Here is a 14,896-nt window from a genome sequence, read left to right as displayed (position 1 = left end):
ATTCCCTCTTCTCCCCAGCGGGGAGAAGGTGCCCGTAGGGCGGATGAGGGGGCCACACGGCACACCGCTCAAATCCAATATTGTTTCTCGCTTACCGCTCGAAACCTCGCTTCGCTCACCTCCTCATCTGTCCTGACGGACATCTTCTCCCCACTGGGGAGAAGTGGAAGCAAGCCCCGCTCAAACCACCCCCAACTCCCGCCCGGCCTCGGCAAAGGCTGCAATCGCCCGCTCCACATCCGCCCTCGAATGCGCCGCCGACATCTGCGTGCGGATGCGGGCCTGGCCTTTCGGCACCACAGGGAAAGAGAAGCCGATCACATAGATCCCCTTCTTCAGCATCAGACTTGCCATGTCCTGCGCGAGCTTGGCATCGCCAAGCATGACCGGGATGATCGGATGGCCTTCGCCGGCAAGCTTGAAGCCGAGCTTGGTCATTTCAATACGAAAGAGATCGGCATTGTCGGAAAGGCGCTTGCGAAGGGCATCACCGTTTTCGATCAGGTCGAACACTCTCAGCGAGGCAGCGGCGATGACGGGGGCCAGCGTATTCGAGAACAGATAGGGCCGCGAGCGCTGCCGCAGCCATTCGACGACCTCCGCCCTGGCTGAGGTATAACCGCCTGAAGCGCCGCCGAGCGCCTTACCGAGCGTGCCGGTGATAATGTCGATGCGGCCCTCGACGCCGCAATGTTCCGGCGAGCCGCGGCCGTTCTTGCCGACGAAGCCGACGGCATGGCTGTCGTCGACCATGACCATGGCGCCGTATTTCTCGGCGAGATCGCACACCCCCTGCAGATTGGCGATGATACCGTCCATGGAGAAGACGCCGTCGGTCGCAATCATCTTGAAGCGGCTGCCTTCGGCTTTTTTCAGCTCTTCTTCCAGCGCTGCCATGTCGTTGTTGGCGTAGCGGAAGCGCCTGGCCTTGGAGAGACGCACGCCATCGATGATCGAGGCATGGTTCAGCGCGTCGGAAATGATCGCATCCTCTTCGCCAAGCAGCGTTTCGAACAGGCCGCCATTGGCGTCGAAGCAGGAGGAATAGAGGATCGTGTCTTCCATGCCGAGGAAGGAGGAAATGCGTGCTTCAAGTTGCTTGTGCTCCTCCTGCGTGCCGCAGATGAAGCGCACCGAGGCCATGCCATAGCCATAGCGGTCGAGCGCCTTCTTGCCGGCCTCGGCCAGCTCTTCGTTGTCAGCAAGGCCGAGATAGTTGTTGGCGCAGAAATTCAGCACCCGCTCGCCGGTGGAAATCGCAATCTCGCCCGCCTGCTTGGAACGGATGACCCTCTCTGACTTGTACAGGCCGCCATCTCTGAGCGCCGAAATCTCGGCCCGGAGATGAGAAAGAAATGGCGAGGTCATAGGCGGCCCTTCCTGACGTTTTTTATAGCAATCGGGTTAGCATATCGCTGCTTGCTTGTCTTCTCGCTGCGCCAAAATCAGCGAGCCCGTTCAATCCTTGTCGTGCGAGAGAATGATCTCCAGGAAAGCGTCGCCATAACGCTCGAGCTTCGATTGCCCGACGCCCGATATGCCGAGCAATTCCTTGCGGCTGCGCGGCCGTTCCGTCGCAAAGGCAATCAGCGTCGTATCGGGAAAGACGACGTAAGGCGGCACGCCGAGCGATTTGGCGATCGCCATGCGCTCGGCTCTTAGCGCCGCGAAAAGCGTGCCGTCAGCGCCCAACAGGCCTGACTTGCGCTCGCTGCGCTCGGCCTTCTTCGTACGCCGTTCCGATGCCGGCCGGTCCTTGCGGAAGAAGACCTGCCGTTCATGCTTGAAGACGGCGCGCGCCTCCGGCTCCAGCTTCAGCGCCCCATAGGCCTCATGATCGATACGGATCAGCCCCATGGCGAGCAGCTGGCGATAGACGGATTGCCAAGTCCGCGCCGGAATGTCCTTGCCGGCGCCGAAGATCGGCATATCGACATGACCGAAACGCTCGGTCTTTTCGTTGACGTTACCGACCAGCACATCGATGACATGACCGGCGCCGAACCGCTCGCCGGTGCGGTAGACCGCGGCCAGCGCCTTGATCGCCGCTTCCGTGCCATCCCAGGTCTCGACTGGCTTCAGGCAGGTGTCGCAATTGCCGCATTGGCCGGCATGCGCCTCGCCGAAATGGGCAAGGATCGCCTGCCGGCGGCAGGAGGCGGTTTCGCAGATCGCGAGCAAAGAATTGAGCTTGGCGCGCTCAACCCGCTTGATTTCGTCTGCGGCGTTGCCCTCATCGATCATGCGGCGGCGCTGGATAACGTCGGCCATGCCATAGGCCATCCAGACCTCGGACGGCAACCCGTCTCGGCCGGCGCGCCCGGTTTCCTGATAATAGGCCTCCACCGAACCCGGCAGGTCGAGATGGGCGACATAGCGCACATTCGGCTTGTCGATGCCCATGCCGAAGGCGACGGTGGCGACCAAGCAGAGATTCTCTTCTTTCAGGAAAGCATCCTGATTGGCGTCGCGCAGCGCCCGGTCCATGCCGGCGTGATAGGGCAGTGCGCGGATGCCCTGCCCGTTCAGCCAATCGGCCGTATCCTCGACCTTGGCGCGCGACAGGCAATAGACGATGCCGCTGTTGCCCTTATGGCCGGAGAGGAAGCGCAGCAGCTGCTGGCGCGGCTGGTCGCGCTCGACGATTTCATAGGCAATATTCGGCCGGTCGAAGCTGGTGGTGAAGATTTCGGCCTTGCCGAGCCCCAGCCGCTCGATGATATCGTCACGCGTGTGCGGGTCGGCCGTTGCCGTCAATGCCACGCGGGGAACGCCGGGATACTGTTCACCGAGGCGGCCGAGCTCGCGATATTCCGGGCGGAAATCATGGCCCCATTGCGAGACGCAATGGGCCTCGTCGATCGCAAACAGCGCAATCTTATCACTGGCGATCAGCTCGCGAAAACCCTCCGTCAGGATGCGCTCGGGCGTGACGTAGAGAAGGTCGAGCTTTCGCGCCGAAAGCGCACGGCGAACCTCGACGAACTCTTCGCGCGACAGCGACGAATTGAGTGCCGCAGCCCTGATGCCGAGCTGCTTCATCGCCTCCACCTGATCGCGCATCAGCGCAATCAGCGGCGAAACGACGATGCCGACGCCGTCACGGCAAAGCGCCGGGATCTGGAAGCAGAGCGATTTGCCTGCACCTGTCGGAAAGAGCACCACGGCATCGCCGCCTGAAACCACGTGCTCGACCACCTCCTGCTGCTTGCCGCGGAAGGAGGAATAACCATAGACCTGCTTCAGGACGTCGAGAGGCGAGCGGCCGGCGGAAAACAGCGCATCGGAAACGAAAAAACCGGGCTCCTTGCGTTCGCTGAGCGGCATCAGTGGTTCGCCGCCCCTTTGACACGGCCGGAAAGCACGCCGAAGCCGTCGATAATCGCCTCCTGGTTCTCCAGGCGTACGCCTTCGAGATGCACTTCCTGCTGCGCCCGTATCAGCTGAATGATCGCCTCGCCGTCGCCGGCTTCGGTCGCCAGCGCAATCTCGCGTTCGAGTTCCATCTTCTGCCGGCGCAGCGCCTTCGCCCGTTTGTGGAAGGCGAGCGCCTGACGATAGCCTTCACGAGCATCCTCCATCGCCGCCTCCTCGGTCGCCGTCCAGAGCCTCGCATTGCGCACCTGCTGGTCGAGACTCTTGATGAGCGGACCGAAACCTTCGAATTCCAGCCGCTCAGTCAGATATTCGCGCGTCAGATGCGGACCGGCGACGGCAGCGGCTGCGCCAAGCATCGCCGACCAGAGCCGCTGCAGCTCACGGCTGTCATATTCGATCGCGGCGATTTCATCATAATCATCGATCATCAGGGCCGGATGATTGACGATGGTGAGCGCAAGCACGCTTTCGCGCAACGCCGTATTGTCCCGGTGTCCGCGGACGGGGCCCGAGCGGGCGAGCCGATCGGAAATCAGGCTGGGGCTTTTCGGTCCTGCCTTGGCCGTATTGTCGCGGGCGTTCCGGGGGCTGCTGCTGAAACCGCGCCGCCCGCCGCTGTTGCGGTTCTGGAACTGCGGCTGGAAGAAGGCATTCAGCCGGTCGCGAATATCCTGCTGGTAATGACGGCGCACATTCTCGTCGGCGATGACGGCAACGAGCTGCTTCAGCCGCGCTTCGAGCTCGGCGCGCGCCTCGGGCGTATCGAACTTGCCGGTGTTGATCTCCCGGCTCCACAGCATCTCCGAAAGCGGCTTTGCCTGACTCATCACCTTGTCGAAAGGCGCGCGGCCCTCGTCGCGCACGAGGTCGTCCGGATCCTTGCCATCAGGCAGAAGCGCGAAGCGGACGGAACGGCCGGGCTTCAGATGCGGCAGCGCCAGCTCGGCGGCGCGATTGGCGGCGCGAATGCCGGCGCCGTCGCCATCGAAGCAAAGCACCGGCTGCGGCACCATCTTCCAGAGCAGCTCGAGCTGGTTTTCGGTGAGCGCTGTGCCGAGCGGCGCGACGGCGTTTTCGATACCCGCCTGATAGAGCGCGATTACGTCCATATAGCCTTCGACGGCGATGATGGTGCCGCTCGCATTGTCATCCTGATCGCCGCGGCCGGGACCCTGTATGGCGCGGCGCGCGCGGGCGAAATTGTAAAGGACATTACCCTTGTGGAAGAGCTCAGTCTCGTTGGAGTTCAGATATTTCGCCGGCGCATCTGATGACATGGCGCGGCCGCCGAAGGCGATCACCTTTTCCCGGGACGAAAGAATCGGGAACATGATGCGGTCGCGGAAACGGTCGTAGGAGAGCGGCACGTTTTCATGAACGACAAGGCCGCAGGCTTCGATCTGCTCCTTGGAGACGCCCTTGCCCGCGAGGAATTCCTTCAGCGCATTGCGGCTGTCAGGCGCATAACCGAGACGGAAGGTCTCGATGGTACGCCCCGTCAGCCCGCGATCGCGCAAATAGGCGCGCGCCTTTGCGCCATTGGCCGTCTGCAGCTGGTCCTGGAAGAAGCTGGTCGCCATTTCCATGACGTCGATCAGCGAGCCGCGCTCCTTCTCGCGCTTCTCCATCGCGGCATCGGCAAGCGGCATCGGCACGCCGGCCATGTCGGCGATCTGCTGCACCGCCTCGGGAAAACTCAAGCCCTCCAGCTCCGTCAGAAAGCGAAAGTGATCGCCGGTGACGCCGCAGCCGAAGCAGTGATACCGACCCTTTCGGTCCTCGCAGTGGAAGCTCGGCGATTTCTCGCCATGGAAGGGGCAGCAGGCCCAGTAGTCGCCCCGCGAGACGTTGGTCTTGCGCTTGTCCCAGCTGACGCGGCGCGCAATCACGTTCGAAATCGGAACGCGGTCGCGGATCTCATCGAGAAAGGTGTTCGAAAAGCGCATTTATCCCTCTTGGCCAAGCTCCATATAAGCTGCTTTGCCGCACCATGCCACGAAACTCGTCAGGAAAACCCGCTATTCACAGGCAAGTGCACCCGACGTCCGCGGCGCCAGTTATCCAATCAACAACTCGTGACCGACCCCTGCGACAGGGTGCGACATTATTGTCGCCGAACGTCTGTGAAGCCGGGCACTGCAGGTGCTTCGGCATGAGCGAGATCGTTCGGCCGAGTTGAATTAAATCTTTCAAAAACAGTCACTTATCGCAGCCGCCGCTTGTGCGCCCTCATCCTCGCGGCGCTTGTCGAACCTTCGCTTCGAAGCCTCTCGAAGCGCCTTTTCCGGCAATCATTATTTTTTTGTAATTTGAACAGACGGCCGCACCGCAATAGATTTGATCTCAACAAAGCGATCCCCGAGCGAAGCACCATCCCTACCCCCGGCGCCGCTTCGCAAGGGTGCCTTTGCAAATACCCTCCGGCTTGGGCCTCAGCCCTGCGTTGCCGGCGGAAGCAAAGAGCAAGAAGGCAGGAGCGCCCCCAGCTCCTGCCTTCTTAAATTTTAGGCTCTGTTGCCAACTCTCCCTTTGAAATTAACCGCTTATCGACGGAACCGTTGACGGACGGCGCGTGAATGAAAGATGTTGCGCCGAACTCCTGGACCCTTCCCAATGGCTTTCACCGCGGAAAATCTTGCAGCAGACGATCGCTTTCTCGCTGCGATCCTCCATTGCGCCAATCAACTGCTTGCGATCTATCGCGAGAGCCCGCGCATCGCATCGATTTTCGCCGCGCAGCAGCGCTGGTTGATGGCCCATGCCGGCTTCGCACTTCATTACGGTCATCCCGACGACGGCCAGAGCGGTGGCCTTTATTCCGGCCGCTTTGTCGATTTCGCAGTCAAGAATGACATCGCCAGCCGCAACACGGCCGCGGCCTTCATGCAGGAAATGCTGGCCTATCGTTTCCTGCGTGTGGTGCCTGGACCTGACAAGCGCACACGCTATCTGGAACCGACCGAAATCGCCGAACAGCATTTCATCCGATGGCTCGTCACCCATATGATGATCCTCGACAGCCTCGACGGCGGCGAACGCGCCGACCAGATCACCGCCGACCCCTCCGCGACAATGGGTGCGATTCAGCCGCGGATCGCAAGGGCGATCATCGGCAGTGAGTCCGTGCGCAATCCGGGCCCCACCTTCAACCTCTTCAACTGGGCGAATTCCGGCGGACTGGTGATGGATTACCTGATCTCCCGCCTTCCGCAATTTCCTCGGGCGGCCGAGCGCGTCGTTATCGGCCCACTGTCGCTCCGGGAGCTCCGCGAGCAATTCATGATTTCCAATACCCACCTGAAGCGGCTTCTGACCCAGGCCACGACCATGGAAAGCGTCGGCTGGACAGAACCTTCGCGCAAGGGCGACTTCTGGCTGTCCCGGCGCTTTATCCTCGAATATTGGAACTACCAGGCGGCGAAGTTTGCGATCGTCGATGCCGCCGCCGAGGCCGTGCTCGGACCTGAGGTCCGTGAAGAGCCGCAGGCGAGACGGGCCATCTGAGGCTTATCCGTTCAAAAGCTCCTTGACGGTTGCCGATGCCTTGGCGAAATCCATCTGGCCGGCATAACGCTCCTTGAGCGACGCCATCACCTTGCCCATGTCCTTGACGCCGGAAGCACCCGTCTCGATGATGATCGCCGAGATATTGGCGCGCACTTCGCCCTCAGAAAGCTGCTTGGGCATGAAGTCCTGAATGACGGCGATTTCCGCACGCTCCTTGGCAGCGAGCTCCGGTCGGGAATTCTCCTCATAGATCTTTGCCGATTCGTCGCGCTGCTTCACCATCTTGGCGAGGATCTGCAGGATCTCGTCGTCGCTCGCCTGCTCCTTGCCGGTACCGCGATTGGCAATGTCGCGGTCCTTGATCGCCGCCTGAATCAGCCGAACGGTCGACAGCCGCTCCGAATCCTTGGCCTTCATCGCCTCTTTCAGCTGGGTGGCGAGTTGATCGCGCAGCATGTCTTCACTCCTTTTTTGATGCCGCTTCATAAACCACGCCGATGCGACGGATCAAATAAATTGCGCGATCGGCACGATAAAGCGCAGGAAAACGGCCGCAATCCCGGCTACAAAGATTGACGCTCAGCGATTGCGTGGCTATTTACCGCCACCTGCACCAAAATTCGTGATCAGGCCTGAAGCGCGCGGCATTGCCGTGCCCACACGTCTGCGAGATCAAATGGCGACGAGCGCGGCTAAGCGCATCAGCCGCCGGAAACGGGATGAAGATGACCGCAACAGCACCCTGGACAACCGAAAAGCCCACCGCCCTGCTCGTTCTTGCCGACGGCACGGTGATCGAAGGCAAGGGCATCGGCGCCACCGGCAAGGTCCAGGCTGAAGTCGTCTTCAACACGGCGCTGACCGGCTATGAAGAGATCATGACCGACCCCTCCTATCTCGGCCAGATCGTCACCTTCACCTTTCCGCACATCGGCAATATCGGCACCAACGACGAAGATATCGAGGACCTGACCCCTGCCGCCCGCCACGGCGCCGTCGGCGTCATCTTCAAGGCCGACATCACCGACCCCTCGAACTACCGCGCCGCCAAACATCTCGACCAGTGGCTCAAGGCCCGCGGCATCATCGGCCTTTGCGGCATCGACACGCGTGCGCTCACCGCCTGGATCCGCGAGAACGGCGCCCCGAACGCGGTGATCGCCCACGACGCCAACGGCGTCTTCGACATCGAGGCGCTGAAGGCCGAAGCCAAGGCCTGGAGCGGCCTGGAAGGTCTCGATCTTGCCAAGATCGCCTCGTCCGGCCAGTCCTCACAATGGGCGCAGACGCCGTGGGTCTGGAACGAAGGTTACGGCGAACTCGGTGCGGCGGATGCGAAATATCACGTCGTCTGCCTCGATTACGGCGTCAAGCGCAACATCCTGCGCCTGTTTGCCGGCCTCGACTGCAAGGTGACTGTCGTGCCGGCAACAACGAGCGCCGAAGACGTGCTCGCCTTGCAGCCGGACGGGATCTTCCTGTCGAACGGTCCCGGCGATCCAGCGGCAACCGGCGAATATGCCGTGCCTGTCATCAAGACGCTTGTTAAAACCGATATCCCGGTCTTCGGCATCTGCCTCGGCCATCAGATGCTCGGCCTCGCCTTGGGCGCCAAGACCGAAAAGATGCACCAGGGCCATCACGGCGCCAATCATCCGGTCAAGGATCACACGACGGGCAAGGTCGAGATCGTCTCGATGAACCACGGCTTCGCGGTCGACTCGAAGTCGCTGCCCGACGGCGTTGAAGAGACTCATATTTCCCTTTTCGACGGCACCAATTGCGGCCTGCGCGTGCTCGGCAAGCAGGTCTTCTCCGTCCAGCACCATCCGGAAGCCTCTCCCGGCCCGCAGGACAGCCATTATCTCTTCCGCCGCTTCGTCAACATGGTGCGCGAGAAGAAGGGCGAACCGGCGCTTGCAGAGCGCTAGTTCAAGAAGTGCCGGTTTCGCAAACTCTGCCAAACCGGCAGCCACCAGCGTAATGTGGCATCTCTTGAAACTTGAAAGACAGCTATCAGAGAAAGGACCGCTATCTGCTTGCCTATAGCGGCCTTTTTTCTTTGTGGAAGGATAGGGCTGCTTTGCGCCGCAAGTAGAGGGCGACTTCGCAGCTTCCTGAAAGCAGACATTGATGGCAGATTGCGCTGGAGGTCGTGGTTACGCCGGCACCGGCTGTTGTTGATCTTCCGCCGAAATGGCTAACAGGTTCAAGATCGGGCATTGATCACTCATCATTGTACGACACCGGCCTTGCGTAGCCCCTCCATGGCGAGGTCGAAATCGGCGGGGTTCTTGAAGGGCAAGACTTTGCGACGGTATTCCAAGGAGAAGTCGGGATTGACGCGCAGCACCTCTTGCCACGTCGCCCGAGCCTCTTCGAACCGGCCGAGGTGTCCGTAACAGGCGGCCAGAAGCGCGCGCGAGACGTCGGTGACGGGATTGCGGCTCACGCGCTGCACCAACAATTCAACGGCCTCTTCGTACCTTCGCAGTTGAAACCAGGCCCAGGCCTGAAAGTGGAGAACGACATCCGGAAAATACGGGTTCAAGATCCTCGCCCGATCGAAACAGGCGAGTGCCTCGTGGGATCTGCCTGAATAGAGAAGTGCCTCGCCGAGGCTGACCTGCCCTTCGGCGAAGTTCGGGTTGAGGCCTATCGCACGCTCGGCCTCGCCGATGGCTCTATCGTGCTGCCGTGAGTAAAGCCTGACGACACTCAATGCCCAGTGCGCCACGGGGTCGCTCTCATCCCGCGCCACCGCCAGCATCGCAGCCTCTTCGGCCTGCTGGAGCGAGCGTTGCGGCGACGCGCTCCACCGGTTCAGGTAGTCGAGCCCATGGGTAAGGGCGAGAAAGGCATGTGCCGAGGCGAAGTTGGGGTCCAGTTCGACGGCATGTTGCAAAAGATCGCGGGCGTCGCTGTTCGTTTGCTTCGTCAGCCGGTGCCACAGCTCCCGGCCACGCAGGAAGCAGTCATAGGCCTCGGGGTGACCGGTCTGGCCCGGCACCAGCCTTTTCCGATCACCTTCTGTCAGGTTGACCGCCAGTGCGTCGACGATCCGCTGCGTGACATCGTCCTGAACCGCGAAAATGTCGGTCAGGTCTCGATCGAACCGCTCCGCCCATAGATGCCCGCCGGTGGTCGCGTCGATGAGCTGCGCGGTGATGCGTACCCTGTTGCCTGATTTGCGCACACTGCCCTCAAGAACATGCCGCACCCCGAGCTTCGTGCCCACCTCCTGCACGTGGACGTTCCTGCCTTTGAAGGTAAATGACGAATTGCGGGCGATGACGAAGAGCTGCGACAACTTCGATAGCGCCGTGATGATGTCTTCCGAGATGCCGTCGGCGAAGTAGTCCTGTTCGGCGTCACCGCTCATGTTGGCGAAGGGCAGGACGGCGATCGACAGCTTCGGCGACGTTGCCCTCGCAGGTGGACTCGTTGCGGTTTCCGAGGTGGCGGCTGCCTTGGTCCCGACGCTGCCGACTTGCAGCGAATAGACGCGGATCGGTTCGGTGATGTTCTTGAGTTGCGTGTTGCCGAGATCGCTGACCGAGAGGTCGAGCCTCGCCTTGACTTGGCGATAGGCATCCTCGGACAGGCAGATCGCGCCTGCCGCGGCGACGCCCTCCAATCGCGAGGCGATGTTGACGCCGTCGCCCATCAGATCGCCATCGCTTTCCTCCACGACGTCGCCCAGATGGATACCGATCCGAAACTCGATGCGACGGTCCTGCGGCACGCCGTCATTGCGCTCCAGCATACCGTTCTGCACCTCAATGGCACAGCGCACGGCGTCCACGACGCTGCGGAACTCGACCAGCGCACCATCGCCGGTGCGCTTCACCACCCGGCCATGGTGCACGGCGATCGTCGGATCGATGAGATCGCTGCGCAGTGCCCGTAACCTCGCCAAGGTGCGGTCCTCATCGGCGCCGGCAAGCCGGCTGTACCCGACCACGTCTGCGGCCAGGATTGCAGCCAGCTTTCGGTTCTCGCTCATGGCGCGGTCTCCTCACTTCCAGGATAGCAGGGAGACAGAAGGCAAGAAAGAACTTCTAGCCGCGGCTTGGAGCGATCTTGGCTGAGATCGACTTGTCTAATGGCTCATCGACGCACTCAACGTTGAAGCTGCACGCAATGACTGCTCTGTCGTTCCTTGACGCCGAGCCAGCAACTGCTTCTGGCGCACCGTTGCATCAAGCTTCGACAATGTCGCCGAAACAGGAAAGCAATGGACATTCGACCGGCCTCTGCCCTTTCACTATTGACCTCAACCATGCTTGAGGAATTACAGAACTGCCCGCAGATCCGATGCAGGAGATATAGATGAGCGGAGCTTTCTATCGTGTCGACAAGTTCATCGTGCCGGCGGCGGCGCGTGAGGAATTTCTTGTCAAAGTGATGATGACCCACAAGCTGCTGGAGGCACAGGAGGGCTTCATCGATCACCGGGTGCTGGAGCAGGTCTCAGGTCCCGGCGAATTCAATTTCGTTACCATCGCCGAATGGGAAAATACCGAGGTCGTCGAGCGTGCGCGGGCAGCCGTGACGGCCGCCCACAAGGCCTCAAATTTCGATCCGCAGGAAATGTTCTCGCGTCTCGGCATTCGAGCCGATATCGGCAGTTACAAGCCTGTCGCGGCCTGAGGGCAAGGACGCCGGCTCAGACGCCGGCGATTGCGCCCTCCCGGCGAACAAGAAGATAGAAGCGTCCGCAGAGCATGGCGGCCGCCGCCGCCAACCCGACAAGGAAGCCGAACCAGATGCCGATGCCGCCCAGACCCAACGGAAAAGCGAAGGCCCAGGCCAGGAAGAAGCCAATCGGCCAGTAAGCGATCAGCGCCATGATCATCGGCACGCGCGCGTCCTTCAGGCCGCGCAGCAATCCGTTGGCGATCACCTGCAGCCCATCGACCAGTTGGAAAAGCCCGGCAACGACGATCAACGGCCCGGCATAGGCGAGCACCTCGGGCGCCTCGGGCGAACTGACGTCGAGAAACCAGCTGCCGAGGAATTGCGGCATGGTGGCAAAGAGCACCGAGCCCACCGCCGAAATGGCGCAGCCGAGGATGAACACCATGATCGAAGCCCGCACCAGCCCGTCATAGTCGCCCTGCCCGTGGGCGACGCCCACCCGCACCGTCGCCGCCTGGCTGAGGCCGAGCGGGATCATGAAGGCGATCGAAGCCCATTGCAGGGCGATGCCGTGGGCGGCAAGTTCGATCGTGCCGATATAGCCCATCAGCAGCGAGGCCACCGTGAACAGGCTGACCTCGGCAAGGATGGTGACGCTGATCGGGAAACCGAGCCGGATGACTTCCAGCAGCGCATGCCAGTCGGGCTTCCAGAACCGCACGAAGATCTCGTATCGGCGCGTCTCCTCCCGCCTCTGCACAAAGGCAAGGATGAAGAGGAAACCAGCCGTCTGCACGACGACCGACACGATCGCCGCACCCTCGAGCCCCATCGCCGGAAAGCCGAAATGGCCGAGCACGAGGGCATAGGCGAAGAACGCGTTCATCACCAGCGTGACTATGGTGACGTTGAGGATGATGCCTGCCTTGCCGATGGCGCTGACCAGCGCGCGCATCACGTTGAAGAGCAGTGCCGGCAGCACGCCGAACTGACCGATCATGATATAGCCATGCGCGAGCTCGGCTACCTCCGGCTTCTGCTGCGCGAAGAGCAGGATTTGCTCGGAATAGAAGAAGGCGGGCTGCATGACGGCCCAATATCCAAGCACCACCCACAGACCCATGCGCAGCGATCGGCGCACAGAGATGACGTCGCCGCGACCATAGGCCTGCGCCACCATCGGAATGACGGCGATGGCAAAACCCGAACCGAAGATCAGGATGGTGAAGAGGAATTGAGCCGACAGCACCATCGCCGCCAGATGCTCGGCGCCGAGGCGGCCGACGATCATCACGTCGGTGGTATTGATGCCGAGCTGAGCGAGCTGTGCGCCGATCAGCGGAATACCGAGCGCCAGTGTTGCACGAAAATGCGCACCCCAACGATTATCGTTTGTCGGCGCAAGGCTGCGCGCGTCGATCGGCGTGTCCATGACACCAGTCCTGTGATTGAGATCTGCAACGCCGCGTAGTTGGCGCAAAAATATCACTCGGGCTTAAATCAAAGCCCCGCAAAGAACTACCCCAAAACAGGCAGATGATGAAAAATTCATCATACCATCACCATTTCTGATCGGTTCAGCCCATACCTTCCAGCGCCTCGGCCGGCTCCCCGGCTCGAACCCTCGTGAGGAATATCCCGGCGGCCAGAACAATGAGCAAGGCAGCCGTGAGATAAGGCGCACCGGCAAAGGTGACGGGCGCCTCAGGCCGCGTGAAATAGCCGAACATTTGCGTGAAGATCAATGGCCCGACAATGGTGGTGATGCTGCTGAGGCTGGTCAGCGCGCCCTGCAACTCGCCCTGCGCCGAAGGCGGCACCTTCCCGGCGGCAATGCTGCGCAGCGCCGGATCGGCGACGTTTTCGATGACGGTCGCCACGATGACGACATAGACCACCCAGCCCTCCCAGGCGAAGGCATAGCCGGTCAAACCTGCAGCTGAGAAACAGAGGCCGAGAAGCGCGGTCTTCCACTCGCCGAGAAGAGGCACGACGCGCGGCAGGACCAACCCCATGACGAGCGCAGCACCGATGCCGTAAATGCCGAGCGACAGGCCGATCTGCCCCTCGCTCCAGCCATAGCGATAGGTCGAAACGAACGACCAGACCGAGGGATAGACGGCGTGCGCCAGGAAGAACAGGAACATGACGAGGCTGACCCCGCCGATGCCAGGATAATGGCGCATCTGGCGCAGCGCGCCGAGGGGGTTGGCGCGTTTCCACTCGAAGCGGCGACGGTTCTTCGCCTCCAGCGTTTCCGGCAGCAGAAAGCAGGCGGCGATGAAATTGAGAAGCGACAAAGCGGCAGCGCCGAGGAAGGGTACGCGTGGGCCGAATTCCCCGAGGAATCCGCCAATGACAGGGCCGATGGTAAAGCCGACGCCGAAGGCGATGCCGATCAGTCCGAAGTTCTTCGCGCGGTTCTCCTCCGTGCTGATATCGGCGATATAGGCCGAGCAGGTGGCGAAGCTGCCGCCGCTGATGCCGGCAAGCACGCGGCCGACGAACAGCATCCAGAAGCTGGTGGCGATGCCGCAGATGAAGTTGTCGATGGCGAAGGTCAGCACCGAAAGCAGAAGGATCGGCCGGCGGCCGAAGCGGTCGGACAGGTTTCCGAGCAACGGCGCGAACAGGAACTGCATGCCGGCATAGACGAGCATCAGCCAGCCGCCGTCGATCGCCGCATCGCTGACGCTGCCGCCGGTCAGCTGCTCCAGATAGGCGGGCAGCACCGGCATGATGATGGCGATGCCGATAATGTCGAGGAAGAGGATGACGAAGACCAGGAAAAGGCCGCGGCGAACGAATCTCGGATCAAGCATGAGGCATCTCTACAGCAGCTGTTTCTGAAAAGACGATCTCCGTCGCCGGAAAGTGACATAGCTCAGAAAAGAAACTGAAACAATCGGTGAACATCTGGAAGCATCCCAGGAGTTCTACGGGAAAATCGTCAGGGCCTCAACCGGTAGACGCGCGCCGTCGTTCCGGGGAATCGTAGCGATAAAACTCCCTTGCAATCGCCGCGACGGCATCCAGATCAAGCAGAACATTGTTCCCCTCATCGGCGCCCGCCGCCGCGACCGGTTGACTGAGGCGCTCGGTTCACTTGCGGTGGATCTGTCGGCAGAAGATTTCGCCGCCATTAAACGCGTCGTGCCGAAGGATGCTGCGGCCGGCGGGCGCTATCCCGAGCATATGCTGCAGCGCATGGATAGTGAGAAGTGAGGTTAGGTGTTAGGTCAAAGGGGCTCAAACGTCCGGCCGTGTAGCCCCCTCATCCGACCTACGAGCACCTTCTCCCGAGGGGAGAAGAGGGAATCGAGACGTCGCGGAAAGTCCCCTTCTCCCCTCGGGTAGATGGGGACCCCAA

General features: G+C 61.3%; 11 protein-coding genes and 1 pseudogene. 5 read left to right on the top strand and 7 right to left on the bottom strand.

Annotated features, from left to right (window positions below; translation table 11 throughout):
- Nucleotides 1-180: 180 nt before the first annotated feature.
- The 3 genes from PH551_RS00800 to dnaG all read right to left on the bottom strand — a co-directional run bounded on the left by PH551_RS00800 (nucleotide 181) and on the right by dnaG (nucleotide 5,324).
- Nucleotides 181-1,368: a glycine C-acetyltransferase gene (locus tag PH551_RS00800; protein WP_285191492.1), complete on the bottom strand. Its 1,188-nt coding sequence runs from the start codon at nucleotides 1,366-1,368 to the stop codon at nucleotides 181-183.
- 90 nt (nucleotides 1,369-1,458) lie between these two features.
- A complete protein-coding gene (gene recQ, locus PH551_RS00795) occupies nucleotides 1,459-3,327 on the bottom strand; it encodes a DNA helicase RecQ (protein WP_285191491.1) in 1,869 nt (622 codons plus the stop codon).
- Complete coding sequence (dnaG, locus tag PH551_RS00790; RefSeq protein ID WP_285191490.1) at nucleotides 3,327-5,324, bottom strand: DNA primase; 1,998 nt, start codon at nucleotides 5,322-5,324, stop codon at nucleotides 3,327-3,329. The genes recQ and dnaG overlap by 1 nt, the downstream gene beginning before the upstream one ends.
- Before the next feature lie 667 nt (nucleotides 5,325-5,991).
- On the opposite strand from dnaG, the gene PH551_RS00785 reads away from it, so the two are divergent.
- The gene (locus PH551_RS00785) at nucleotides 5,992-6,882 is read left to right on the top strand and encodes a hypothetical protein (protein WP_285191489.1); all 891 of its coding nucleotides are present in this window, start codon (nucleotides 5,992-5,994) and stop codon (nucleotides 6,880-6,882) included.
- 3 nt (nucleotides 6,883-6,885) lie between these two features.
- Here the strand turns inward: PH551_RS00785 and PH551_RS00780 are convergent, their stop codons facing one another.
- Entirely contained in the window at nucleotides 6,886-7,341 is a 456-nt protein-coding gene (locus PH551_RS00780; protein WP_285191488.1) for a GatB/YqeY domain-containing protein, read from the bottom strand.
- A 269-nt stretch (nucleotides 7,342-7,610) separates the two neighbouring features.
- Between PH551_RS00780 and carA the strand changes: the two genes are divergently transcribed.
- Nucleotides 7,611-8,816, top strand: coding sequence for a glutamine-hydrolyzing carbamoyl-phosphate synthase small subunit (gene carA / locus PH551_RS00775; RefSeq protein WP_085780136.1), 1,206 nt, complete (start codon nucleotides 7,611-7,613; stop codon nucleotides 8,814-8,816).
- A gap of 302 nt (nucleotides 8,817-9,118) precedes the next feature.
- Here the strand turns inward: carA and PH551_RS00770 are convergent, their stop codons facing one another.
- A complete protein-coding gene (locus PH551_RS00770) occupies nucleotides 9,119-10,891 on the bottom strand; it encodes an adenylate/guanylate cyclase domain-containing protein (protein WP_285191487.1) in 1,773 nt (590 codons plus the stop codon).
- Between the two features lie 77 nt (nucleotides 10,892-10,968).
- Here PH551_RS00770 and PH551_RS00765 point away from each other — a divergent pair, with 77 nt between their 5' ends.
- Complete coding sequence (locus PH551_RS00765) at nucleotides 10,969-11,175, top strand: hypothetical protein (RefSeq protein WP_285191486.1); 207 nt, start codon at nucleotides 10,969-10,971, stop codon at nucleotides 11,173-11,175.
- 42 nt (nucleotides 11,176-11,217) lie between these two features.
- Nucleotides 11,218-11,538, top strand: a complete 321-nt coding sequence (locus PH551_RS00760) for an antibiotic biosynthesis monooxygenase family protein (protein WP_285191485.1) — start codon at nucleotides 11,218-11,220, stop codon at nucleotides 11,536-11,538.
- A gap of 16 nt (nucleotides 11,539-11,554) precedes the next feature.
- Here the strand turns inward: PH551_RS00760 and PH551_RS00755 are convergent, their stop codons facing one another.
- Both PH551_RS00755 and PH551_RS00750 read right to left on the bottom strand, forming a co-directional pair.
- A complete protein-coding gene (locus tag PH551_RS00755) occupies nucleotides 11,555-12,958 on the bottom strand; it encodes an MATE family efflux transporter (protein ID WP_285191484.1) in 1,404 nt (467 codons plus the stop codon).
- 145 nt (nucleotides 12,959-13,103) lie between these two features.
- Nucleotides 13,104-14,348, bottom strand: a complete 1,245-nt coding sequence (locus PH551_RS00750; RefSeq protein WP_285191483.1) for a TCR/Tet family MFS transporter — start codon at nucleotides 14,346-14,348, stop codon at nucleotides 13,104-13,106.
- A gap of 220 nt (nucleotides 14,349-14,568) precedes the next feature.
- Here PH551_RS00750 and PH551_RS00745 point away from each other — a divergent pair.
- Nucleotides 14,569-14,751 (top strand): annotated as a pseudogene (locus tag PH551_RS00745) (aldo/keto reductase); the annotation flags it as partial.
- Between the last annotated feature and the right edge of the window lie 145 nt (nucleotides 14,752-14,896).

This window comes from Rhizobium atlanticum, assembly GCF_030182485.1.
Lineage (GTDB): Bacteria > Pseudomonadota > Alphaproteobacteria > Rhizobiales > Rhizobiaceae > Rhizobium.
This window is presented reverse-complemented; position numbering and strand designations above follow the sequence as displayed.

Excerpts from the sequence above, each read along its gene's own strand:
- carA (WP_085780136.1), top strand. The coding sequence starts at position 7,611 with ATGACCGCAACAGCACCCTGGACAACCGAAAAGCCCACCGCCCTGCTC.
- PH551_RS00780 (WP_285191488.1), bottom strand. The coding sequence starts at position 7,341 with ATGCTGCGCGATCAACTCGCCACCCAGCTGAAAGAGGCGATGAAGGCC.
- PH551_RS00770 (WP_285191487.1), bottom strand. The coding sequence starts at position 10,891 with ATGAGCGAGAACCGAAAGCTGGCTGCAATCCTGGCCGCAGACGTGGTC.
- dnaG (WP_285191490.1), bottom strand. The coding sequence starts at position 5,324 with ATGCGCTTTTCGAACACCTTTCTCGATGAGATCCGCGACCGCGTTCCG.
- PH551_RS00760 (WP_285191485.1), top strand. The coding sequence starts at position 11,218 with ATGAGCGGAGCTTTCTATCGTGTCGACAAGTTCATCGTGCCGGCGGCG.
- PH551_RS00800 (WP_285191492.1), bottom strand. The coding sequence starts at position 1,368 with ATGACCTCGCCATTTCTTTCTCATCTCCGGGCCGAGATTTCGGCGCTC.
- recQ (WP_285191491.1), bottom strand. The coding sequence starts at position 3,327 with ATGCCGCTCAGCGAACGCAAGGAGCCCGGTTTTTTCGTTTCCGATGCG.
- PH551_RS00785 (WP_285191489.1), top strand. The coding sequence starts at position 5,992 with ATGGCTTTCACCGCGGAAAATCTTGCAGCAGACGATCGCTTTCTCGCT.
- PH551_RS00750 (WP_285191483.1), bottom strand. The coding sequence starts at position 14,348 with ATGCTTGATCCGAGATTCGTTCGCCGCGGCCTTTTCCTGGTCTTCGTC.
- PH551_RS00755 (WP_285191484.1), bottom strand. The coding sequence starts at position 12,958 with ATGGACACGCCGATCGACGCGCGCAGCCTTGCGCCGACAAACGATAAT.